Consider the following 21,520-nt stretch of genomic DNA (forward strand, 5'->3'; position numbering starts at 1 on the left):
CTATAATCCCAGAAACCAGCTTTCCGGGTTTTTGACCGGCTCGCCGCGCTGCAGCGCCTGCAGGCCGAGAATGCAGCGAGCGATGAACCAGACGGCGACGGCGAACATCAGCACGACCCCTATCGCCACCATCATCAGCACAACCGAGACCAGCGCATAAAGCAGACCGATCCAGAAGGTGCGGATCAGGAATGTGTAGTGGCTCTCTACGAAGCCGCCTGATTTGCCGCGGTTGATATAGGCCAGAACGATGCCGACAATGCCGGTGACGCCGATGACGAGGCTGGCAAGATAGAGGATGTATATGACCAGTGCGTTGGTCGGGCCGGGCTCCAGCCAGCGGTCGGTCTGGCGCGGCGCGGGTTTGCCTGAATCGGTCGGGCCTGGATTGATGTCGCTCATGATGCTGCTCCCTCGGTTGCCGAGCCAAGAGTAGCAGAGCCTGCAGCCGGCGCCATACGGCCGGGATTGAGGATATTCTTGGGGTCGAACTCGGCTTTGAGCCGCGCCGACAATGCTGCCAGTTGCGGCGCCTGCGGCTCGAACACCGGCACAGCGGCGCGATGCGACGGGGCGGCGCGCACCAGCGTCGCATGGCCGCCGCCATGCTGTCTCACCAGTCCGCGCAGGAGATCGGCTTCGGGATCGCCATGCTCCATGCGCAGCCAGATCAATCCGCCCTGCCAGTCATAGAAGGCATCGACCGCCGCCTGCATACGCAGCGCCAGCACCATCTGGTGGCCTTCCGCCGGCGCCATCGAGACGCGCCACACCGGCTTTTCCAGGCCGTCGGCAAACGGCACGCAATCTCTGATATCGCGCCAGACGGAACGCGAGATATCGCCCGAGATTTCCTCGAGCGGGCCGGCATTCCTGAGCAGATCTTTCAGCGCGGCAATGCGGTAGGCAACAGACGGACCGAACCCCTCGACGCGCAACAGCGTCGCGGCCGTGCTACCGAGACTACCGCCGGCGACCCGCGCGGCGACGCGTTCGGGAAGATGGGCAGCGCTCGACACTTCGGCACTGGAGCCGAGCGCCAGCGCCATGGCGGCTGCTGCGTGATCGTCGAGCAGGCCGCGCAGAGCGAGCGAGACTTCGGTCTCGGCGGCTGGCAGGACCTTGAAGGCGACGTCGGTGAACACAGCCAGCGTGCCCCAGCTGTTGGCCATGAGCTTGGACAGGTCATAGCCGGTGACGTTCTTGACCACACGACCGCCCGACTTGAAGGCCTCGCCGCGGCCCGAAACCGCTGCGATGCCGAGGATATGATCGCGCGCCGCGCCCGCCTTCAGCCGGCGCGGGCCGCAAAGGTTCGCCGCCAGCACGCCGCCAATGGTGCCTTTTCCCGGCTTGCCGCCGAGCAGCGGGCCATAGTCCAGTGGCTCGAAGGCAAGCTGCTGGCCGTTTTCGGCAAGCAGGCTTTCGATTTCGGCGAGCGGCGTGCCGGCTTTCGCCGACAGCACCAGTTCGGCCGGCTCGTAGAGCGTGACACCGGACAGTTTCGACAGGTCGAGCGTGTGTTCGGTCTGCAGCGGCCGGCCAATGTCGCGTTTGGAGCCGTGGCCGAGGATTTCGAGCGGCGATTCTTCCGCCGCGGCCCAGGCAACGGTGGAGAGGACTTCGGCTGATGTGGATGGGGTGAAGGTGGTCAAAGCCTATGCTCCCGAAGTCTTTCGAGAACTGCCTCACCTCTTGGCGACAATTTGTAACCGACATCAAGGCTCTCGGTCAGGCCAAGTTCCTTGAGCTTGCGGACGTCCTGTTTGAATTTCGGCTTTTCGACGCTGAATTTGTCGGCGAGGGACGCTGCTGATGTGGCAGCGTTTCTCGCGATCAAGCTGAGTATCGCAGCGAAGTAGCCAGGAGCGGTCTTGTCCCAGCGTTCGAAACGCGCCGCAAGCGCATGCCAGTCGGCATCGGACAGGTCCCCCGAATTGCGCAAGCCAATCCGTGCGTCTACCTCAATGCCGTCGAAAGCAATCCGGTAGAGGCTGCGGTCACCACCGGCGCGGAGATCCGCAAGGAGGGCGGCGCGATCGGCGTAACCCGCAGCCATCGCATCTGCGTCAGTCAGTCCAGCCTCGTCTGTCGGTTCCACCTTGCCGATGCGCACGACGCCGGCTGCCGTCCGCAGCCTCGTGCCGGCCTTAACCGTCGGCCGCTTCCATCGGCGAAAGGCGAGCGTAATGTCGCCGCGGGCGATTTTGTCCAGCGAGGATTGTTTGAACAGCAACTCAGGCCTCACGCGGGTATGTGGACAAGCGCGGCAGAACTTGGGTTCCTCGCCCCCGCAACGCGGGGGAGAGGTGGCTCGGGCGAAGCCCGAGACGGAGAGGGGGCAATCATAGAGCGCCTCCTCCAACCCTCTTGGGCGTAAAAACGAACCTCAGGTCCGAGGCGATCACGTCTTCGGCCAATCGCCCTTCCAGCGCCGCAAGAATGGTCTCGCAAACGTTCGTCCGGCTCTTGAGTACGTCGAGGTTCCAGAACCGCATCACCGAGAACCCTTCACTCCGCATGAATTCGTCGCGTCGCCTGTCGTAGGAACTGTCGGCATGTTGGCTTCCGTCCAGCTCAACGACCAGCTTTTCGCTCCGGCACGCAAAGTCTGCAAAATACGGCCCAATCGGCATCTGCCGCACGAATTTGTACCCGCCTAGCCTTTTGGCCTTCAACTCATTCCAGAGGGTCGCTTCCGCCTGATTGTCGCCGCGACGAAGTGCGCGGGCGCGGGCGATCTTTTCCGGTGAACGCCGGCTCGGCGCATCGGTCGCCCCCCTCTCCGTCTCGGGCTTCGCCCGAGCCACCTCTCCCCCGCTTCGCGGGGGCGAGGAACCGCCATTCTGCGACGCTACCATCAAAACCTCGGAATGTCGGGAAACGCCGTCTGGCCGCGGTGTACGTGCATGCGTCCGAGCTCGGCGCAGCGGCGCAACTGCGGAAACACCTTGCCCGGATTGAGCAGATGGTTGGGGTCGAAAGCGCATTTGACCCGCATTTGCTGGTCGAGGTCGATCTGGTTGAACATTTCCGGCATCAGGTCGCGCTTCTCCACCCCTACCCCGTGCTCGCCGGTCAGCACGCCGCCGACCTTGACGCAGAGCCGCAGGATGTCGGCGCCAAAACTTTCCGCCTTGTCGAGTTCGCCCGGTATGTTGGCGTCATATAGGATGAGCGGATGCAGGTTGCCGTCGCCGGCATGGAAGACATTGGCGACGCCGAGCCCGTATTTCTCGGAGAGCTCGCGCATGCCGGCGAGCACGCGCGGCAGTTCCTTGCGCGGGATGGTGCCGTCCATGCAGTAATAGTCGGGTGAGATGCGGCCGACCGCCGGGAAGGCTGCCTTGCGGCCGGCCCAGAAGCTCAGCCGTTCCTGCTCCGACTGCGAGATGCGGCATGTGGTCGAGCCGTTCCTATAGGCGATGGCTTCGACAAGGCCGATCAAATGATCGACCTCGACGCCGGGCCCATCGAGCTCGACGATCAGCAGCGCCTCGACGTCCAGGGGGTAACCGGCATGGACGAAATCCTCGGCGGCGTGGATCGCCGGGCGGTCCATCATCTCCATGCCACCAGGGATGATGCCGGCGCCGATGATGTCGGCGACGCACTGGCCGCCCTGCTCGCTGGTCGGAAAGCCGATCAGAAGCGCCCGCGCCGTCTCCGGCTTCTTCAGGATCCGCACGGTGACTTCGGTGACGACGCCAAGAAGCCCTTCGGAACCGGTCATGACGCCGAGCAGGTCGTAGCCTTCCGCGTCGAGGTGCTTGCCGCCGAGCCGCACCACCTCGCCGTTCATCAGCACCATCTCGATGCCGAGCACATTGTTGGCGGTAAGACCGTATTTCAGGCAATGTACGCCGCCGGAATTCTCCGCGACATTGCCACCTATCGAGCAGGCGATCTGGGAGGATGGATCGGGGGCGTAATAAAAGCCCTCCTGCTCGACGGCGGTGGTGATGCCGAGATTGGTGACGCCCGGCTGGGCGACGACGATGCGGTTTGGAAAATCGATCTCGAGGATGCGGTTGAAGCGGCTCATCACAAGCAGCACGGCATCTTCGAGCGGCAGCGCGCCGCCGGACAGCGAGGTGCCGGAACCACGCGGCACGACGCGGATGTTGCGGTCGTTGCAATATTTCAGCACGCGGGAAACCTGCGCCACCGTTTCGGGCAGCACCACGACCAGCGGCAATTGCCGATAGGCGGTGAGGCCGTCGCTCTCGAACGCACGCATCGAATTGGCGGCGTCGACGACGCCTTCGCCGGGCACGATGATGCGCATATCGGCGACGATCTCGTCGCGCCGGCGCATCGTGGCGTCATCTGGCTTCGGCATCAGCAGGCCGGACATTCACAGCCTCCTTCGGTTGAGTGGTAAAAATGTTTTACCAGCGACTTGTGCTTGTTGCAAACCCCCACTTGGCCGAAAATCGGGAACCGACGGCCTGGCAATCTTCCATGTCGGCAATGTTCAGTCGCAAACAAGAAATTAGCCGAAGACGATGTCCGCCGCAGCGCAACCTGCCCGGCGAACCAATTGGATAAATAATTTGACCGCTCAACGACACTGGCTTTATCCTGCGCGACACCGGTTCAACCCCAGGCATTCCCGTTGAGCGACATATTCTCCAGGATCGAGCATTCCCGCACCGCCGACGAGGTGGTGCAGCAGATCGAGAACCTGATTCTCGAAGGCGTCCTGCGCACCGGCGACAAGCTGCCGGGCGAACGCGAGCTGGCGCGTCGGTTCGAAGTATCGCGGCCGATCCTGCGCGATGCGCTGAAGGTGCTGGAGGGTCGCGGGTTGCTGACGACACGGCCCGGCGGCGGCACCCATGTCGCCGACGTCATCGGCCAGCTGTTCACCAAGCCGGTGACGGACCTGATCTCGATGCACCGCAAAGCGGCAACCGACTATCTGGAATACCGCCGCGAGATCGAAGCGGTAGCGGCCGAGTACGCGGCGCGGCGCGCCACATCCGACGACCTGGCGCTGCTCGACCGCATCATGGCGCGCATGGATGAGGCGCACCGGACCGGCAACTTCGACGACGAGGCGGAAATCGACGTCGAGTTCCACCACGCGATCTGCGAATGTGCGCACAACATCATCCTCTTGCATACGCTGCGCTCGTGCTACCGGCTGCTGTCGGAGGGCGTGTTCCAGAACCGGCTTTTGGTGTTCAACGTGCCGGGCGCGCGCGAGGCGCTGCTTTCGCAACACCGGGCGATCTACGCAGCGGTGAAAGCCGGCGACCCGGCGGCTGCAAGACAGGCGGCCATGGACCACATCACCCATGTCGAACGCGCCATGACCGAGGCCGAGCGCAGCGGCGACTGGCAGCGCGTGTCGCGCCTGAGGCTCATGCAGCGCTCCGAAGCCGGCGACAGCGAGCCGGCAAAGAAGCGCTCTTGAGCGCCGGCAAGAAAAAATCAACAACGCCGAATTAGCGAAGAACCAGCGGGAAGCCCATGAGCATGATCCTCACCATCGCCGATCTCAAGGACCTGGCGCGCCGCCGCGTGCCGAAGATGTTCTTCGACTATGCCGATTCAGGTGGATGGACCGAAAGCACCTACCGGGCCAACGAGGAGGATTTCCAAAAGATCAAATTCCGCCAACGCGTGCTGGTCGACATGAGCAACCGTTCGCTGGAATCGACCATGATCGGCGAGAAGGTGGCGATGCCGGTGGCGCTGGCGCCGACCGGCATGACCGGCATGCAGCACCCCGACGGCGAGATGCTGGCAGCGCAGGCGGCGGAGGAATTCGGCGTGCCGTTCACGCTGTCGACGATGAGCATCTGTTCGATAGAGGATGTCGCATCGGTGACCAAGAAGCCGTTCTGGTTCCAGCTCTACGTGCTGCGCGACAAGGATTTCGTCCTCGACCTGATCGACAGGGCGAAGGCAGCGAAATGCTCGGCGCTGGTACTGACGCTCGATCTGCAGATTCTCGGCCAGCGTCACAAGGATATCCGCAACGGGCTTTCGGCGCCGCCGCGTTTCACGCCGAAGCACATGTGGCAGGTGGCGACCCGGCCGGGCTGGTGCATTGGCATGGCAGGCACCAAGCGCCGAACCTTCCGCAACATCGTTGGCCACGCCAAGGGCGTCGGCGACCTCACCTCGCTGTCGTCATGGACGACGGAGCAATTCGACCCGCATCTGTCGTGGAAGGACGTTGCCTGGATCAAGGAGCGCTGGGGCGGCAAGCTGATCCTGAAGGGCATCCTCGACAAGGAAGACGCGCTGATGGCGGCCAAGACCGGCGCCGACGCGATCATCGTCTCCAATCATGGCGGACGCCAGCTCGATGGTGCGTCGTCGTCGATCGGAGTGCTCGAAGAGATCGCCGACGCGGTCGGCGACACGATCGAGGTCCATATGGATGGCGGCATCCGCTCGGGCCAGGATGTGCTGAAAGCGCTTTGCCTCGGTGCCAAGGGCACCTATATCGGCCGGCCTTTCCTTTACGGCTTGGGCGCGCTCGGTAAGGAAGGCGTGACAAAAGCCTTGGAGATCATCCGCAAGGAGATGGACATAACGCTGGCGCTGTGCGGAAAGCGTTTGGTAACCGACATGGGCAAGGATCAGCTTCGACGTTAGACTCCCGTGACGGCATGATCACAGAGATGCAAGCATTGACCGCCCCCGGCATCCACTTTCTCGACGCGCGCGGACCGGAAGGCATCCGCCTTTATGCGGTCGGCGACGTGCATGGCCGGCTCGACCTGCTTGCCGCCATGTACCACCGGATTGCGGCCGAGATCCGCCAGGCACGGCCGGCCGACTGGCGTGTCATCCATCTCGGCGACTATGTCGACCGCGGCCCGGATTCCAAGGGGGTCCTCGATTTCCTGATCGAAGCGCAAAAACGCGACCCGCGCCACCTGATGCTCGCCGGCAATCACGACATCGGCTTCCTCGACTTTCTCGACACACCGGATGCTGACGGGCTTTTCATGCGCTATGGCGGCATCCAGACTGCGCAATCCTACGGCGTGGCGCTCAATGAAGGCGGCGGTGCATGGTTTGGCAGGTCCGAGGCAGCACTGCGGCAAGGCCATGCAGCACTTGTCGAGGCCGTGCCGAAAAGCCATGTCGACTTCCTGCAGTCGCTGCCGTTTTCATTGACGTTCGGCGACTTCTTCTTCTGCCATGCCGGCATCCGGCCGGGCATTGCGCTGGAAAGTCAGACCACGCAGGACCTGATCTGGATCCGCGACGTTTTCCACAACCATGCGGGCCTCCATCCGAAGATCGTGGTGCACGGCCACACGCCGGTGCCGGAGGCGGAGGTGATGGTAAACCGGGTCAACATCGACACGCTCGCCTACCAGACGGGGAACCTTACCGCGCTCGTCGTGGACGGCGCCGACAAGCGTATCCTGGTGGTGTCAGGTGAGAGGGCTTAAAGCGCGTCGCGCTTCAAGTCTTTATTTGTTTATCCCAAAAACCGCCGCGCACCCTCGGCATTAGCGAAGCGCAGTGGTGACGCCATAGCCGTCGATGGCGTTGTGATTGTTGGCTGCGTCGCCGGCATAGGTGCCGAGGCCGCACAACACGATGGCCGACAACATGACAAAGGACAGAAGCGCTGCTTTCACGGACGTCATCTCTTGTTGAGCTTTCTGTATCTGTGCACGAGCCGGGTTACCAAGGGGTTGAAACGGAAAACACGATTTCGCGCTTCTAGGGATATTCTGTATCGGCGATGTGTCGCGCGAGTGATCCGAAGGGTTCATCGCGTTGCACGGACGATGCAGAGCGCGTGCCTTCTAGGGTGGCGGGCGGCCACAAGCCAAGGACGAAAGAAACTGTCCACAGCGGATTTTTGCCGGCGTGCCAAATATGCAACGTCGGTCCTGACAGGCGTCAGATTGCCGCCACCCAGGCGCGGGCGATGGCCAGCCCGGCGGCATCGGCATCCGGTCCGTTGCGGGCGATTTCATCGTCGAGCCGATCGCTCCAGTCGGGGTGCCGCTGGGCTATGAGCGGGGCGAAGGACTTGCTCCAGTCGCGGACCATCGGACGGTCGGCCTCGAAATGGAACTGAAAGCCATAGACGGCGCGACCGATGCGAAACGCCTGGTTCTCGGCGACATCGTTGCCGGCGAGCCGCACGGCCTTTTCAGGCAGCACAAAGGTGTCGTCGTGCCATTCGAAGATGGGAAATTTCTCGGGCAGCGCGCCGAGCACCGGATCGGCCTTGGCCGCCGGCGTCAGCGATACGCCGCACCAGCCGAATTCGTTGGCAGTGCCGATCCGGTTCTCGCCGCCAAAGGCGCGGGCGACCAGCTGACTGCCGAGACAGATGCCGAGCACGGCGCGGTCCCTGTCGGCGAAATCGCGGGTCAGTTCGAGCAAGGCGGGGAAATAGGGATAGTCGTCGTCGGCCAGCGCGTTCTGGCCACCGCCAAGCACCACCAAGGCGTCGTGCCCGGCAGCATCTTCCGGCAGGGCATCGCCTTGATAGGGTCGGCGCAGATCGAGATCGGCGCCGGCTTCAGCAAGCGCTGCGCCGACCTGGCCAAGGCCCGTTTTGTCGTAGTTCTGGACCACCAGCACCCGCATAGAAAAACCTGCTGACATGAAAAAGATGCGACGAGCGATATCATGCCGCCGTCATTCCAGCCAAGATGCGTATTCGGGGAGAAAGCTATGCCACTGCAGAACCGGGTAGACCCGTTCGGCGTCATCCACGCCGTGCCGGAACGCGGCCTGTTCATGGGCAATCGCGGCATCATCCATGATCCCGAAACGAAGACGCTGCTGAAAAAGCGCTGGGCGCTGCATGCCTGGATCATCTGCGTGTGCGAATTCCGCGATGCGCAGCGCGAGCCGATGGGCCGAAATCGGCCAGGAGGAAAACCCGGCTGGACCGAATTGTTTTTCCTGGACGAGGTGACGGCGCTCTCGGCCGGGCATCGGCCCTGCTTCTTCTGCCGGCGCGAGCGGGCCAAGGATTTCGTCCAGCGCTTCGGCGTATCCTTCGGCATTGCCGAGCCGCGCGCACCGCAGGTCGACAAGCGACTGCATAAGGAGCGGCTCGCGGCAGGCGGGCGGGCACCGGTCGTATCCGCAGAAGAGCTTGCCGGGCTGCCGGACGGCGCTATGGTCGCGGACGGCGGCAACGCTCATGCATTGCGCAGCGGCAAGGCACTGCGCTGGTCGTTCGCAGGCTATAGCCATCCGGTGGGATTCGGCGGCTTTGCCAACCGTCCAATCCGCCTGCTCACGCCGGCAACCACCGTGTCCGTGCTGAGGCAAGGCTACGAACCCGTCTGGCATCCCTCGGCCGAGACTTGACGCCAGGAGCCGGCTCGCCCATTCCTCGGCGATGCGCGCCAATTACAAGATGCAGCGGCTGTTCGTGCCGGACGACCTCGGACCGGATATCGAGTTTGAGGCGAGCCCGCAGCAGGGCCACTATTTGATGCATGTGCTGCGGCTGGGCGAAGGCGCCGAAGTCCTGTTGTTCAACGGCCGCGACGGCGAATGGTTAGCGGCAATCGCCGCCAAATCCAAGAAAGCGGTACGCCTGAAGGTGCTCACCTTGCAGCGGCCGCAGCCGCCGCTGCCCGATCTCGTCTACTGTTTTGCGCCGATAAAGCAGGGGCGGCTCGACTATCTGGTGCAGAAGGCGGTCGAGATGGGCGCCGGCGTCCTGCAGCCGGTCGTCACCCAGCACACGCAAGTGACAAAGCCTGGCATAGAACGCCTGCGCGCCAATGTCGTCGAGGCAGCCGAACAATGCGGTATCCTGGCGGTGCCGGAGGTGCGCGAAGCGGAAAAATTCGAACGCCTGCTGGCAGGCTGGGACAAGGAACGGCGGTTGATCTTCTGCGACGAGGATGCCTCGACCAACAATCCCCTGCCTGCGCTGCAAGCGTTGCGGGAGAAGAAGTTCGGGCTGCTGGTCGGGCCGGAGGGTGGGTTTTCCGACGAGGAACGAAGGCTGCTGAGGGCGCTGCCCTTCGTCACGGCGATTCCGCTTGGTCCGCGCATTCTGCGCGCCGATACGGCTGCGGTGGCGGCACTTGCGGTGATGCAGGCGACGGTCGGGGACTGGTGATCAATTCCACTTGACCTGTGGCTCAGGATTTTTCGCTTGATCGGCTACTGACATTTCGTCATCTAGCGCCGGCGGTCGTCTGGCCGCCTGCAGCGCCGCGCGTCCTTTCGGGCGCGCATAGGACGTTGTAGCACTTTGGTTGGCGCATGATCCCAGCGAAATCGACCGATTTCGGAGTCAATGCGTCGGAGGGCTTTTGATGGCGCGCGACACAACCGATTTCCGGCCCATTGAAGGCGTCGACGAGCTTGTCGAGCATCTGGCCGAAGGCAACAAGCCGCGCGACAAATGGCGCATCGGCACCGAACACGAGAAATTCCCGTTCTATATCGACGGCAATGCGCCGGTGCCCTATGGCGGCGAGCACGGCATCCGCGCCATTCTCGAAGGCATGCAGGAAAAACTCGGCTGGGATCCGATCATCGACGACGGCCGCATCATCGGCCTGGTCGAGCCGACCGGCCAGGGCGCGATTTCGCTGGAACCCGGCGGCCAGTTCGAGCTGTCTGGCGCACCGCTGGAGACGATCCACCAGACCTGCCGCGAGGGCAATGCGCATCTGGCGCAGGTGCGCGAGATCGCCGAGCCTATGGGCATCCGCTTCCTCGGCCTCGGCGGCAGCCCGAAATGGTCACTGGCCGAGACCCCGAAAATGCCGAAATCGCGCTACGAGATCATGACGCGCTACATGCCCAAGGTCGGCACCAAGGGCCTCGACATGATGTACCGCACCTGCACCATCCAGGTGAATCTCGACTTCGAGAGCGAGGCCGACATGCGCCGCAAGATGCAGGTGTCGCTGAAGCTGCAGCCGCTGTCGACGGCGCTGTTCGCCAACTCGCCCTTCACCGAGGGCCGGCCCAACGGATTTCAGAGCTGGCGCGGCGACATCTGGCGCGACACCGACAACCAGCGCTCGGGCCTGCTCGAATTCTGCTTCTCGCCCGATTTCGGCTTCGCCGACTATGTCGAATGGGCGCTCGACGTGCCGATGTACTTCGTCATCCGCGACGGCCAGTACCACGACATGACGCACGTCACCTTCCGCCAGTTCATGGCAGGTGCCGCCCGCAAGGAGATACCCGACGGGCTGCCGACGATGGGCGATTGGGCGAACCATCTGTCGACGCTGTTTCCCGACGTGCGCTTGAAGCGTTTCCTTGAAATGCGCGGCGCCGATGGCGGACCGTGGCGGCGCATCTGCGCGTTGCCGGCCTTCTGGGTCGGGCTGCTCTATGACGCGGCGGCGCTCGACGCGGCCGCGGCGCTGACCTCGAGCTGGAACTATGAAGAAGTGCTGGCGATGCGCAACGCCGTGCCGGCGCAAGGTATTTCGGCGCCGTTCCGCAACACGACACTGCGCGAGATCGCCCGCGACGTGCTGGTCATCTCGCGCATGGGGCTGAAGAACCGCGGCCGCAAGAACCGCGACGGCTACGACGAAACTTCGTTCCTCAGCACGCTGGACGAAGTCGTCGCGCGCGGTACCACCAGCGCCGAAGAGCTGCTCTCGGCCTATCATACGCGCTGGGGCGGTTCGATCGAGCCGGTGTTCATGGAGTATGCGTATTAACTGTTCGCTATCCGCTTGGCCGATAGCTCAAGAAAGCCGCTTCAATCAATGATGGAAACGGATTAGTTTCTCTCCCTAGGATTTTCCCGAGGAGAAAACCAATGCCTTCCTTGTTCGACATTCTGGCACAGGCTCAGAACGGCAACGGCATACAGGCGCTGGCCCAACAGTTCGGGCTTTCGCAGCAGCAAACGCAATCGGCGGTCGAGGCGCTGCTGCCGGCCTTTTCGCAGGGGCTGAAGCGTAACACCTCCGACCCTTACGGGCTCGGCTCGTTCATGACGGCAATGGCCAGCGGCCAGCACGCCAAATATTTCGAGGACGCAAGCCGGGCTTTCTCGCCGCAGGGCGTCGATGAAGGCAACGGCATTCTTGGGCATCTGTTCGGCTCGAAAGATCTGTCTCGCGCCGTTGCCGGCCAGGCTGCGCAGGCAAGCGGCGTCAGCCAGCAGGTCTTGCAGCAGATGCTGCCGGCCGTCGCTTCGATGGTGATGGGCGGATTGTTCAAGCAGACCAACAACCAGATGCAGGCGGCCGGCGGCTTCGGCGGCAGCGGCAATCCACTCGGCGAGCTGATCGAGCAGATGATGCGGCAAGCGGGCGGCGGCGGCCAGCCGCCGGCACCACAGCAACGCCAGGCGCCGCAGCCTGCAGACCCAGCTGACAATTCGCTTGGCAAGGTGCTGCAGGACATATTCGGCGGCGGTGGCCAGCAGCCGCAAAGCCAGCCACAGCAGACACAGAACCCGATGGGCGACAATCCGCTCGGCAAGGTGCTGCAGGACATGTTCGGCGGTGGTGCGCAGCAGCCGCAGCGCCAGCCCCAGCAGACGCAGAATCCAATGGGCGACAATCCGCTCGGCAAGGTGCTGCAGGACATGTTCGGCGGTGGCGCGCAGCAGCCGCAGCGCCAGCCCCAGCAGACGCAGAACCCGATGGGCGACAATCCGCTCGGCAAGGTGCTGCAGGACATGTTCGGCGGCGGCCAAGGGGGCGGCATGGCTGGCGGGCAACCGGCGCCGCAACAGCGCCAGGCACCGCAGCCCGCGCCCAATCCGAGCGGCAGGCCAAGCAATCCATTCGACGATCTGTTCGGCAAGATGTTCGAAACGGGTGCGCAGCAGCGCGACGACTACCAGAAGGGCATGGAGTCGATCTTCGACCAGTTCAAGCAAGGAATGGGTCGGCGGTAAACTGACGAGGTCGCCGACACCTGATCTTCAGCGCCCAAAGAAAATGCCCGGTCCTTGTGAGAACCGGGCAGTGTGCAGGCGAGCCGGCGGGGAACCGGCAGGGAGTGGGAGCCTGCGAAATCCTGGGCAGCAAACGGAACGCGATCAGGCCACCTTGCGGGCAAGATCCTCGATCGTGTCCGCGCGATCGGTCGCGATGACGCGAAGCCTCTCGGTTGGATCGCGGCCAAACGGTACCTCAATGGCGACGTGGAGATCGGCGCGCGTCAAGCCGATGTCGGCGAGTTCGGAGTCCGACATTTCGCCGAGGCGATAGAAGGCGCGGCGGTTTTTCCAAGCGCGGTAGACGTTGGAAATGGCGTTGGCCGCGCGCGTCGCAATAGCCGGACGCGACGTGATGCGCGAAGTCTCGGTGGCGAAGTCGAACGTAGCCATATCAGCCTCCTTCAAATTTTGAACGGACGAAGCGGGGCGATCGGCGCTGGCACCAGCGGCCGTTCCGGTCCCAATCCACGTAGAAGATGCACGTCGTCGTCCCAAAAACGGTGACCACTTAGGCGACATGCACTGCCTTGATGTGGACAATGCCGAATCTGCCACCGCTTGATTGATTAATCCAACGAATGTTTCTAATCTTTAGCATCAACACTAATGATGGATTGGACCGATGAAAGCGCCACTCGATCTCGATCAGTTGCAGACCTTTGTCTCGATCGTCGACACCGGCAGCTTTACCCGCGCGGCGGAAGAGGTGCATCGGACGCAGTCGGCGGTGTCCATGCAGATGCGCCGGCTGGAGGAACGGGTCGGCAAGCCGCTGTTCGAGAAGGACGGGCGCACCAACAAGCTGACCGAGGATGGCGACAGGCTGCTGTCCTATGCAAGGCGGCTGCTGTTCCTCAATCGGGAAACGCTGGCTGCGTTCGACGACCGGCGGCTCGAAGGCACGATCCGCATCGGCACGCCGGACGACTATGCCGATCGCTTCCTGCCCGAGATCATGGCCCGCTTCGCCCGTTCCAATCCGCGTGTCGAGCTGACCGTGATCTGCGAGCCGACGCCGGGGCTGGTCGACCATATCAAGCGCGGCAATCTCGATCTGGCGCTGGTGACGCACAATGACGCGCACGGCCAGTCGGAAGTGGTGCGGCGCGAACCGCTGCTGTGGGTCACTTCGGCCAACCACGCGACGCATGAGCAGGACACGTTGCCGATGGCTTTCGGCCGGCCGAACTGCATCTGGCGGCGGGCTGCCGTCGACGTGCTCGACCGGCAGAACCGTGACTACCGCATCCTGTTCACCAGCTTCTCGGCAACCGTCATCACCGCCGCGGTGCTTTCCGGCCTGGCAATCTCGGTGCTGCCGGAATGTGCTCTGCGGCCCGGGATGAGGGTTCTGGGCGACGCCGACGGATTCGGCCCCCTGCCCGATTGCCGCATCGGCATCATGCGCGGCCAGACGTCGCGACCGGAGATCGTCGAGGCGCTTGCCCGTCACATTTCGGAAAGCCTCGACAATATTTCCGTGCCGCTCGGCGAAGAGACGGGGACCTTCGACTTTGCAGCGCTCGCCTTTTCGAAGATGAAGCGAACCAAGCCGAACCAGATCCTGCCGGGCTGGTGAAAGAGCCCGCAATTGGGCAGGCACCGGACACAGCCGTCTTGACGCGGACGCACAACCGCCCCCCAATCGGCCAATGAGCGACGCAGTATCCGAATCACGCACCAATGCCACCGAATACACGGTGAGCGAGATTTCCGGCGCACTGAAGCGCACGGTCGAGGACGTCTTCGGCAATGTGCGGGTGCGCGGCGAAATTTCCGGCTATCGCGGGCCGCATTCCTCGGGCCATGCCTATTTCTGCCTGAAGGACGACCGCGCGCGGCTCGATGCCGTGGTGTGGAAGACCACGATGAGCCGGCTGAAATTCCGCCCCGAAGAGGGCATGGAGGTGATCGCCACCGGTAAGCTCACCACCTATCCTGGAAAGTCCAACTACCAGATCGTCATCGACAATCTGGAGCCGGCCGGCGCCGGGGCGCTGATGGCGCTGCTGGAAGAGCGCAAGCGCCGGCTGCAGGCCGAAGGCCTGTTCGATGCCGACCGCAAGCGCTTGCTGCCGTTCATGCCGCGCGTCATCGGCGTCGTCACCTCGCCGACAGGCTCCGTCATTCGCGACATCATCCACCGCGTCAAGGACCGGTTTCCGCTGCATGTGCTTGTGTGGCCGGTGCGGGTGCAGGGCGAGACGGCAGGCGCGGAAGTGACCGCCGCCGTCAACGGGTTCAACGCACTGGCGCAGGATGGTGTTATCCCGCAGCCCGACCTGTTGATCGTGGCGCGTGGCGGCGGCAGCCTCGAGGATCTTTGGGGGTTCAATGACGAGGCGCTGGCTCGTGCCGTCGCCGCCTCACGCATTCCAGTGATCTCCGCCGTCGGCCATGAAACGGACTGGACGCTGATCGACCTGGCGGCGGATGTGCGGGCGCCGACACCGACGGGTGCCGCCGAAATCGCGGTGCCCGTGCGGGCCGACCTAGAAGTGACGCTTGCCGGTCTTGGCGCGCGGCTCAAGGCTGCGGCATCGCGTAATTTCGAGCGCAAGCGCCAGGCGGTCCGTGCCGCCGCCCGTGCGCTGCCCTCGCCCGACCAATTGCTGGCGCTGCCGCGCCGGCGTTTCGACGAGGCGACGAGCCGGCTTGGCCGGGCGCTGTCCGTCAGCGTCCAACGCAAGCGAGCCAGGCTTCAGGCGCAGCGACTGACACCGGCGACGCTGTCGCGACGCATGAACGAGGCCCGCACGCTGGCCGGCCGCGACCTCGCCCGCGCGCAAGCGGCGTTCTTCGCCATCGTGCGCGAGCGGCGAACACGGTTTTCGCGTACCGCTGCAAGGCTGTCCCCCGCGCCGATTGCAAGGCGGCAGAAATTGCAGGCCGATACTTTGGCTGCTTTGTCACGGCGGCAGGACCGGGTGATTTCGGTGCGAATCGAACGGTTGCGCGGGAAACTGACGCAGGCCGACCGGCTGCTGGCGACGCTGTCGCACAAGGCGGTGCTGGCGCGGGGTTTTGCCTTGGTGAAAGACGCCGACGGTACGGTGATCAAGCAGGCGGCTGACGTGGCGTCGGGGATGGCGCTTTCGCTGGAGTTCGCCGACGGAACCGCCAATGCGGTTGCGACCAGCGGTGCCGCACGGCCGAAAGCAACTGTAAAGCCAGTTGCCAAAGGCAAGGAGCCTGGCAATCAAGGCTCCTTGTTCTGAATCCCCATGACTTCTGAATGGCAATGACCGACAATCATCACCAGACGACACCGTCCGGCAGGCCTCGCGCAAGGGCGTTCGGCATAAGTTTTGACGGCGCCCCCGGACCTTTCAACGCCATCACCGATGTGCCTGGCGTTGCGGTCGGTTATTCGACGCTGATTTCCGGCGATGGTGCGCTGGTGGTCGGCAAGGGCCCGGTGCGCACCGGTGTGACCGCTATCCTGCCCAGACCGCGTGCCGAGCTGGCCACACCGGTCTTTGCCGGTATCTTCAGCCAGAACGGCAATGGCGAATTGACCGGCTCGCACATCGTCGAGGAAACGGGCGCCTTCAATTTCCCGATCACCATCACCAACACGCATTCCTGCGGGGTTTCACGCGACGGAACGCTGCGCTGGATGCAGCGCGTGCTGCCAGCCGCGCTCGACAGCGCCTGGGGCCTGCCGGTGGCGGCGGAAACCTATGACGGCTTCCTGAACGACATCAACGGCCACCATCTCACATTCGAGCATGTTGCCGCGGCACTCGACGGCGCGACCAATGGGCCGATCGAGGAAGGCAGCGTCGGCGGCGGCACCGGCATGATCGCCTTCGGTTTCAAGGCAGGCTCCGGCACGGCATCGCGCGTCGTCGAATGGCACGGCCGGCGCTACACGGTCGGCGCGTTCGTGCAGGCGAATTTCGGCAAGCGGAGCAATTTTACCATTCGCGGCCTGCACGCCGGACCAGACCTCGTGGAACCGGCGATCCGGGAAGGCATGCCACGCGCCGAAAAGGGCTCTATCATCGGGATCGTCGCCACCGATGCGCCATTCCTGCCGCATCAGATGAAGCGGCTGGTCCGCCGGGTGCCGCTCGGTGTCGCCATGACCGGCGGCTTCGGCTATCACAGCTCGGGCGATATTTTTCTGGGCTTTTCGACCGCCAACCCCGAGGCGGCACTGGCGCCGTCAGGCCGCATCGCCAACGCCGATTTCATCCCCGATAGCGATATCGATCCATTCTTCGACGCGGTGATCGGGAGTGTGGAGGAGGCAATCCTCAATGCGCTGGTCGCCAATGACGACATGACCGGGCGGGACGGCAATTTTGTGCCGGCGCTGCCGAAGGCATGGCTCGAGGGCCGATTCGGTGCAAGTCAGGGGATGTAAACTGCCTGGCGCTCGCACGCGGGGTGCAGGTCTTGCAAGTTGAGCCGGGTCAATAGATGCCCGGCCTTTCGCCGGATCGGCATATCACTCGGCTGGCTTTTCCGAATTCTTTTCTTCCTCACCGGCCTCGGCCGCTTCTTCCAGCCTCGACGCTATAAGCTCCTTGATATCGCCAACCTCTTCCTGGATGTCCTCCAGCGGTATGCCGGCCTCAGCCGCCTTGGCGGCGCATTCCCTGGCGAGGGTCTCGGCCTGCTTCTCGATCCTGTCCGGCGAGGCGTGGCAGTGGACCTTTTCGCCGATCCACTCCTGCAAGAACTCGATCGCGTGTTCACTCATACTGCTATTCCCTGGCGGCTGCGCCGGTTGGTAATCATAAACGCCAGCATCCCGGAAAAGATGCACGCCCCATTCCAACCGAGTCGTCGTCACCCGGCAAGCCGATCTTGTCCAAGCTCCACAGAGCTGAAGGAAATCGAAGGTTCAAGGAGCACATTCTAATTCTTGAGGGATTCTGTTTTCTTGAGGAGACCGGCACCGTATGCTGGGATCATGTCCCGGAACGCGCCATTGTTTCTACTTGCTTTTTTTCGGTATTCCAGCCGATTGCCATCACTACAGGTGTCATAATATGTGACGCCATTCGCCGCGCGACCCTAGGTACGCGGGCCAAAGCCGCCGCTATATAGTGACATCCTCATGCAATGTCGACTCTGCTCGCCATCCTGCCTCTTCCCGCTACGTCGCGCATAGCTGGATGGCATCTTACCGTCATCGGGAGCGAGCATATTTCGCCGAAAATCGACCGAGCGCATTGCGATGCTGCGTAGCGGCCAAGCGCGGTGGCTGTGCCGGCGACCTGGCTGTCCTGACGGGTTCTGGCGCCGTGCAGGCCGCGATACGGCGACGCATGTTAGCCTAGAGAAGTGGTTGTTTCAGCAGTCGAAAAGTTCGGCCTATCCACCAACCATGAGCTTGACGACTTCGTCATGATTGGTTTCCGAAATCTTGCGCTCGCCGGCCTGAACGCCCCGGCGCAGCACGACGATGCGGTCGGAAACGGCGAAAATATCCTGCAGATTATGCGAGATGAAGATCACGCCCCGCCCTTGCGCCTTGAGCTGGTGGATGAGCGAAATGACCTTGCGCTGTTCGGGTACGCCGAGGGCCGCGGTTGGTTCGTCCATGATCAGGATTTGCGCGTCCCAATAAACGGCCCGGCCGATGGCGACGGCCTGCCGTTGGCCGCCCGAGAAATTGCTGACCGGGGCGTCGAGCCGGCTGACATGGAAATCCAGCCGGCCCATCGTCTTCTTGGCGGCAACCGCCATGGCCTTGCGATCGAGCACCGGCAAAAAGCCGAAGGCCTTGCGCATGGGCTCACGGCCGAGGAAGATATTGGCGCCGATAGACAAATTGTCGGCGAGCGCGAGATCCTGATAGATGGTTTCGATGCCTTTGTCGCGCGCCTCATGCGGCGTCGCGAATGTCACCGGCTGCCCCCTCAGCAGAATTTCACCGCCCGTCGGCTGAAAGACGCCCGATATCGCCTTGATCAGCGTCGTCTTGCCGGCGCCGTTGTCGCCCGCCAGGGCCACCACTTCGCCGGGCCGCACAACCATGGAGAAATCGTTGAGCGCCCGGACGGCGCCGAAGTGCTTGGAAAGGTTCCGGACTTCCAGAAGGGGGGCGGTCTGGGCTGGGCTATTCATCCTGACGGGCTCCACTGAACCGGCGCTGCGCCTGGTCGATGAGAACGGAAATGATGATGACGAAGCCGACGGCGATGAATTGCCAGAACGGCTCGACATTGACGAAAACCAGCCCGTACTGAATGACCGCGATCACCAGCGCGCCGGCAACCGTCCCGAAGATGGTGCCGGATCCGCCGAACAGGCTGGCGCCACCGATCACGACGGCTGCGACGCTGTCGAGCAGCAACGGCTCGCCGGCCTGGGCCGCGCCCGCGGCAAAGCGCGCTGCATAGAGCGCGCCACCGAGACCTGCGCACATCGCCGAAAGCACATAAAGACGCAAGGTATGGCCCCTGATGTCGATGCCGGCACGACGCGCCGCCTGCACATTTGCGCCGATAGCGTAGTTGTGCTGGCCGAACCGGGTCTGGCTCAGGATATAGTGCATCACGACGACGAAAACGGCGGCGATGATGACGAGATAAGGCACGCCGTAGAACCTGCCGTTGCCGAGCAGCGCGAACCAGGAATTCTGGACCGGCACCGTCGTGCCGCCGGCCAGCAGGTAAGCAACGCCGCGCGCAACGCCGAACATGCCAAGCGTGCCGATAAAAGGCGGAACTCTCAGGCGCGAGATCAGCAAGCCGTTGATGACGCCAGGCACGCCTGCGACGATCACGGCCGCCAGAATGCCCAACATCATGGCCAGTGGCAGCGGCATCGCGACGCCGGCCAGATTCGTGGCATGGGCCGCGACAACAGCCGCAAGGCCCATGATAAAGCCGAGCGAGAGGTCGATGCCTCCCGAAATGATGACGAATGTCTGTCCGGTCGCAAGCAGCAGCGGCGCCACGGCGAATATCGCAATAGACTGCAGGTTGAACGGATTGAGCATGAAGGTCGCGCCGAAGGAGAGCCTCGACCAAACCTCGAAACAGATGATCAGGCCGGCGAGAAACAGCCAGGCCCGCCCATCGGCGATGCGTCCGAGCCAGGTCCTGGCTGGATCACCATGGTCAGCCTGTGGAGCGACATGGGGTTCGCTTTGCTCGATTGGTGATGTTGAGGTCATTGATATCCGATCCGCGGCGCGGCCTCCGTCAACAGGGTCCCAGAGACCCGGCGCAGATCTCCTCCCGGTAAGCCGGAAGGAGATCAAGCTGGTTTGGACTCATTCGGAATAGAGGTACTTCGAGATGTTCGGATCGGCGATGTTCGACTTGTCCATGATCGTGAAGCCGGTGCCGATCGCAACCGGGATCGACTGCCCGGTCAGGTGGGCATAGGCCGAAACGACACCATAATAGCCGATCTCAGCCGGATGCTGGGCAATCGCAACGTCCACCAAGCCGGTATTGATGTTGTCGGCGATGCTGGTCGGCGCGTCGAACGCCACCACCTTGACGGTGCCGGTCTGCCCAGCTTGCTGGACGCCATTGGCCGCGCCGAGCGCCGAAAACAGATTTGCACCGAACACGCCAACGAGATCGGGATTGCGCGCGAACACAGCCTGCAGCTGCGAGGCGGCCTTATTGGCGTCGTTGTCGTTGAACTGGGTTTCGAGCACGGTGATGCCGGGATGGTTGGCCGCCATCTCCTTCTTGAAGCCCTCTTCACGCTGATCGGTGGTCGAAATGCCAGGCTTCACGTTCGAAACGTAGACCTTGCCCTTGTCGCCTACGGCCTTGGCCAATGCCCGGGCGGCGATTTCGCCGCCGAGAACGTTGTCCGAAGCGATATAGGACAGCGGGAAATCCGCCTCGCCGGCGCCGGTCTGGTAAACGCCGCTGCCGATGAAGGTGTCGACCGTGATCACCGGAATGCCGGCATCATGGGCCTTGCGGAGCGGCTCGACCAATTGAACCTTGTCGGTCGGCGCGATCAGGATGGCGTCCGGCTTCTTGGCGATGACCGCATCAAGCACAGGGACTTGCGTGACCGGATTGAAATCCGGAGCGCCCTGGAAAACCAGGGTCACGCCAAGAGCATCGGCTGCCGCCTGAGCTCCCTTGCGCATGGTGATGTAAAAGCCGTCGGTGGTAAGGCCCGGAACGAGAGCAACGGTGAACTTCTTGTCCTGCGCCAAAGCGGGCGTGATCAGCGCCGTTGCGCAGATGGCGAGAGCCGCCAGGGCGGCAACAATCTTCTTCATAACATCCTCCTCTTAATGTTGGCAGATTTGCCGTTGCGACTGACGTTGGAAATGGCCGTCAATTCGTTTCGGCGACGTGACGTGCTGACGGCGAGAAACGGATTTCGCCTGCTTACTGTTATGGGCAGCTTTCCTCCCGAGCGCCCCCCATTCGTTTAGATCAGCCAGTCGAAACCGACCAGCCTGCTGCGTGCAGTCCCGGTCCTGGCCCCCGCAAGATCCAGGGAACAGCGCCGCTCGGCGCACATGCGCCTAGTCGCGAGGTTGTAACACTTTGCTGAAAGAAATTGCAACCCAGGTATTTCCGGGTCGAAACGCTTTCAAAACCGCACAACATCTGGCTGCTCCGCAGAGCCCGTACGCACGCAGCCTATTGCTCCAACTCTTCAACGACAACTGATGATTTC

The 21,520-nt window shown here is 63.1% G+C and carries 22 protein-coding genes; 10 read left to right on the forward strand and 12 right to left on the reverse strand.

What is annotated here, in order from left to right:
- The 5 genes from ABID19_RS16290 to ABID19_RS16310 form a co-directional block, all read right to left on the reverse strand.
- Positions 1 to 402, reverse strand: a complete 402-nt coding sequence (locus tag ABID19_RS16290) for a DUF4870 family protein (protein WP_354492019.1) — start codon at positions 400 to 402, stop codon at positions 1 to 3.
- Positions 399 to 1,655 carry an FAD-binding protein gene (locus ABID19_RS16295; RefSeq protein ID WP_354492020.1) on the reverse strand — a complete coding sequence of 419 codons (1,257 nt, stop codon included), beginning with the start codon at positions 1,653 to 1,655 and terminating at the stop codon, positions 399 to 401. The genes ABID19_RS16290 and ABID19_RS16295 overlap by 4 nt, the downstream gene beginning before the upstream one ends.
- On the reverse strand, positions 1,652 to 2,236 hold the full coding sequence (locus ABID19_RS16300; protein ID WP_354492021.1) for an ASCH domain-containing protein: 585 nt from the start codon (positions 2,234 to 2,236) through the stop codon (positions 1,652 to 1,654). Before ABID19_RS16300 ends, ABID19_RS16295 begins: the two co-directional genes overlap by 4 nt.
- A 109-nt stretch (positions 2,237 to 2,345) precedes the next feature.
- Complete coding sequence (locus ABID19_RS16305) at positions 2,346 to 2,810, reverse strand: endonuclease domain-containing protein (RefSeq protein ID WP_354492022.1); 465 nt, start codon at positions 2,808 to 2,810, stop codon at positions 2,346 to 2,348.
- Between the two features lie 50 nt (positions 2,811 to 2,860).
- A complete protein-coding gene (locus ABID19_RS16310; protein ID WP_354492023.1) occupies positions 2,861 to 4,357 on the reverse strand; it encodes an FAD-linked oxidase C-terminal domain-containing protein in 1,497 nt (498 codons plus the stop codon).
- Between the two features lie 261 nt (positions 4,358 to 4,618).
- Between ABID19_RS16310 and ABID19_RS16315 the strand changes: the two genes are divergently transcribed.
- The 3 genes from ABID19_RS16315 to ABID19_RS16325 are packed head-to-tail and all read left to right on the forward strand — an operon-like array spanning position 4,619 to position 7,424.
- Positions 4,619 to 5,422, forward strand: coding sequence for a FadR/GntR family transcriptional regulator (locus ABID19_RS16315; protein WP_352937215.1), 804 nt, complete (start codon positions 4,619 to 4,621; stop codon positions 5,420 to 5,422).
- 56 nt (positions 5,423 to 5,478) lie between these two features.
- On the forward strand, positions 5,479 to 6,615 hold the full coding sequence (locus ABID19_RS16320) for an alpha-hydroxy acid oxidase (protein ID WP_292405417.1): 1,137 nt from the start codon (positions 5,479 to 5,481) through the stop codon (positions 6,613 to 6,615).
- A gap of 35 nt (positions 6,616 to 6,650) precedes the next feature.
- A complete protein-coding gene (locus ABID19_RS16325) occupies positions 6,651 to 7,424 on the forward strand; it encodes a metallophosphoesterase (protein ID WP_354492190.1) in 774 nt (257 codons plus the stop codon).
- 60 nt (positions 7,425 to 7,484) lie between these two features.
- On the opposite strand, the gene ABID19_RS16330 is transcribed toward ABID19_RS16325, so the two are convergent.
- Together ABID19_RS16330 and ABID19_RS16335 are read right to left on the reverse strand one after the other, a co-directional pair.
- Positions 7,485 to 7,616 carry a hypothetical protein gene (locus tag ABID19_RS16330; RefSeq protein ID WP_352937229.1) on the reverse strand — a complete coding sequence of 44 codons (132 nt, stop codon included), beginning with the start codon at positions 7,614 to 7,616 and terminating at the stop codon, positions 7,485 to 7,487.
- A gap of 268 nt (positions 7,617 to 7,884) precedes the next feature.
- Positions 7,885 to 8,583, reverse strand: a complete 699-nt coding sequence (locus ABID19_RS16335) for a type 1 glutamine amidotransferase (protein ID WP_354492191.1) — start codon at positions 8,581 to 8,583, stop codon at positions 7,885 to 7,887.
- An 87-nt stretch (positions 8,584 to 8,670) separates the two neighbouring features.
- Here ABID19_RS16335 and ABID19_RS16340 point away from each other — a divergent pair, with 87 nt between their 5' ends.
- From ABID19_RS16340 to ABID19_RS16355, 4 genes are all read left to right on the forward strand, one after another.
- Positions 8,671 to 9,318: a hypothetical protein gene (locus ABID19_RS16340; RefSeq protein ID WP_354492024.1), complete on the forward strand. Its 648-nt coding sequence runs from the start codon at positions 8,671 to 8,673 to the stop codon at positions 9,316 to 9,318.
- Between the two features lie 31 nt (positions 9,319 to 9,349).
- A complete protein-coding gene (locus ABID19_RS16345) occupies positions 9,350 to 10,084 on the forward strand; it encodes a 16S rRNA (uracil(1498)-N(3))-methyltransferase (protein WP_354492025.1) in 735 nt (244 codons plus the stop codon).
- A 199-nt stretch (positions 10,085 to 10,283) separates the two neighbouring features.
- A complete protein-coding gene (locus tag ABID19_RS16350; RefSeq protein WP_354492026.1) occupies positions 10,284 to 11,657 on the forward strand; it encodes a glutamate--cysteine ligase in 1,374 nt (457 codons plus the stop codon).
- A 101-nt stretch (positions 11,658 to 11,758) separates the two neighbouring features.
- Entirely contained in the window at positions 11,759 to 12,850 is a 1,092-nt protein-coding gene (locus ABID19_RS16355; RefSeq protein ID WP_354492027.1) for a DUF937 domain-containing protein, read from the forward strand.
- Between the two features lie 144 nt (positions 12,851 to 12,994).
- Here ABID19_RS16355 and ABID19_RS16360 read toward each other — a convergent pair whose 3' ends face one another.
- Positions 12,995 to 13,285, reverse strand: a complete 291-nt coding sequence (locus ABID19_RS16360) for a DUF1127 domain-containing protein (RefSeq protein ID WP_352937205.1) — start codon at positions 13,283 to 13,285, stop codon at positions 12,995 to 12,997.
- Positions 13,286 to 13,517: 232 nt separating this feature from the next.
- Between ABID19_RS16360 and ABID19_RS16365 the strand changes: the two genes are divergently transcribed.
- From ABID19_RS16365 to ABID19_RS16375, 3 genes are all read left to right on the forward strand, one after another.
- Entirely contained in the window at positions 13,518 to 14,474 is a 957-nt protein-coding gene (locus tag ABID19_RS16365; RefSeq protein WP_352937204.1) for a LysR substrate-binding domain-containing protein, read from the forward strand.
- 73 nt (positions 14,475 to 14,547) lie between these two features.
- The gene (gene xseA / locus ABID19_RS16370) at positions 14,548 to 16,113 is read left to right on the forward strand and encodes an exodeoxyribonuclease VII large subunit (RefSeq protein WP_354492028.1); all 1,566 of its coding nucleotides are present in this window, start codon (positions 14,548 to 14,550) and stop codon (positions 16,111 to 16,113) included.
- Between the two features lie 23 nt (positions 16,114 to 16,136).
- The gene (locus ABID19_RS16375; protein ID WP_354492029.1) at positions 16,137 to 17,267 is read left to right on the forward strand and encodes a DmpA family aminopeptidase; all 1,131 of its coding nucleotides are present in this window, start codon (positions 16,137 to 16,139) and stop codon (positions 17,265 to 17,267) included.
- A gap of 84 nt (positions 17,268 to 17,351) precedes the next feature.
- Here the strand turns inward: ABID19_RS16375 and ABID19_RS16380 are convergent, their stop codons facing one another.
- From ABID19_RS16380 to ABID19_RS16395, 4 genes are all read right to left on the reverse strand, one after another.
- Entirely contained in the window at positions 17,352 to 17,606 is a 255-nt protein-coding gene (locus ABID19_RS16380; protein WP_352937201.1) for a DUF768 domain-containing protein, read from the reverse strand.
- A 617-nt stretch (positions 17,607 to 18,223) separates the two neighbouring features.
- The gene (locus ABID19_RS16385; protein ID WP_354492030.1) at positions 18,224 to 18,979 is read right to left on the reverse strand and encodes an ATP-binding cassette domain-containing protein; all 756 of its coding nucleotides are present in this window, start codon (positions 18,977 to 18,979) and stop codon (positions 18,224 to 18,226) included.
- Positions 18,972 to 20,033, reverse strand: a complete 1,062-nt coding sequence (locus tag ABID19_RS16390) for an ABC transporter permease subunit (RefSeq protein WP_354492031.1) — start codon at positions 20,031 to 20,033, stop codon at positions 18,972 to 18,974. Before ABID19_RS16390 ends, ABID19_RS16385 begins: the two co-directional genes overlap by 8 nt.
- A gap of 99 nt (positions 20,034 to 20,132) precedes the next feature.
- The gene (locus ABID19_RS16395) at positions 20,133 to 21,113 is read right to left on the reverse strand and encodes an ABC transporter substrate-binding protein (protein ID WP_354492032.1); all 981 of its coding nucleotides are present in this window, start codon (positions 21,111 to 21,113) and stop codon (positions 20,133 to 20,135) included.
- Positions 21,114 to 21,520: the final 407 nt, after the last annotated feature.

Origin of the sequence: Mesorhizobium robiniae (assembly GCF_040545535.1) — a bacterium.
In the GTDB taxonomy this organism is placed as follows: Bacteria; Pseudomonadota; Alphaproteobacteria; order Rhizobiales; family Rhizobiaceae; genus Mesorhizobium; species Mesorhizobium robiniae.

What these genes read in the sequence shown, in the direction of transcription:
- ABID19_RS16290 (WP_354492019.1), bottom strand. Translation starts at nt 402, where the DNA reads ATGAGCGACATCAATCCAGGCCCGACCGATTCAGGCAAACCCGCGCCG.
- ABID19_RS16310 (WP_354492023.1), bottom strand. Translation starts at nt 4,357, where the DNA reads ATGTCCGGCCTGCTGATGCCGAAGCCAGATGACGCCACGATGCGCCGG.
- ABID19_RS16320 (WP_292405417.1), top strand. Translation starts at nt 5,479, where the DNA reads ATGAGCATGATCCTCACCATCGCCGATCTCAAGGACCTGGCGCGCCGC.
- ABID19_RS16335 (WP_354492191.1), bottom strand. Translation starts at nt 8,583, where the DNA reads ATGCGGGTGCTGGTGGTCCAGAACTACGACAAAACGGGCCTTGGCCAG.
- ABID19_RS16340 (WP_354492024.1), top strand. Translation starts at nt 8,671, where the DNA reads ATGCCACTGCAGAACCGGGTAGACCCGTTCGGCGTCATCCACGCCGTG.
- ABID19_RS16345 (WP_354492025.1), top strand. Translation starts at nt 9,350, where the DNA reads ATGCGCGCCAATTACAAGATGCAGCGGCTGTTCGTGCCGGACGACCTC.
- ABID19_RS16350 (WP_354492026.1), top strand. Translation starts at nt 10,284, where the DNA reads ATGGCGCGCGACACAACCGATTTCCGGCCCATTGAAGGCGTCGACGAG.
- ABID19_RS16355 (WP_354492027.1), top strand. Translation starts at nt 11,759, where the DNA reads ATGCCTTCCTTGTTCGACATTCTGGCACAGGCTCAGAACGGCAACGGC.
- ABID19_RS16360 (WP_352937205.1), bottom strand. Translation starts at nt 13,285, where the DNA reads ATGGCTACGTTCGACTTCGCCACCGAGACTTCGCGCATCACGTCGCGT.
- ABID19_RS16365 (WP_352937204.1), top strand. Translation starts at nt 13,518, where the DNA reads ATGAAAGCGCCACTCGATCTCGATCAGTTGCAGACCTTTGTCTCGATC.
- xseA (WP_354492028.1), top strand. Translation starts at nt 14,548, where the DNA reads ATGAGCGACGCAGTATCCGAATCACGCACCAATGCCACCGAATACACG.
- ABID19_RS16375 (WP_354492029.1), top strand. Translation starts at nt 16,137, where the DNA reads ATGACCGACAATCATCACCAGACGACACCGTCCGGCAGGCCTCGCGCA.
- ABID19_RS16380 (WP_352937201.1), bottom strand. Translation starts at nt 17,606, where the DNA reads ATGAGTGAACACGCGATCGAGTTCTTGCAGGAGTGGATCGGCGAAAAG.
- ABID19_RS16385 (WP_354492030.1), bottom strand. Translation starts at nt 18,979, where the DNA reads ATGAATAGCCCAGCCCAGACCGCCCCCCTTCTGGAAGTCCGGAACCTT.
- ABID19_RS16390 (WP_354492031.1), bottom strand. Translation starts at nt 20,033, where the DNA reads ATGACCTCAACATCACCAATCGAGCAAAGCGAACCCCATGTCGCTCCA.
- ABID19_RS16395 (WP_354492032.1), bottom strand. Translation starts at nt 21,113, where the DNA reads ATGAAGAAGATTGTTGCCGCCCTGGCGGCTCTCGCCATCTGCGCAACG.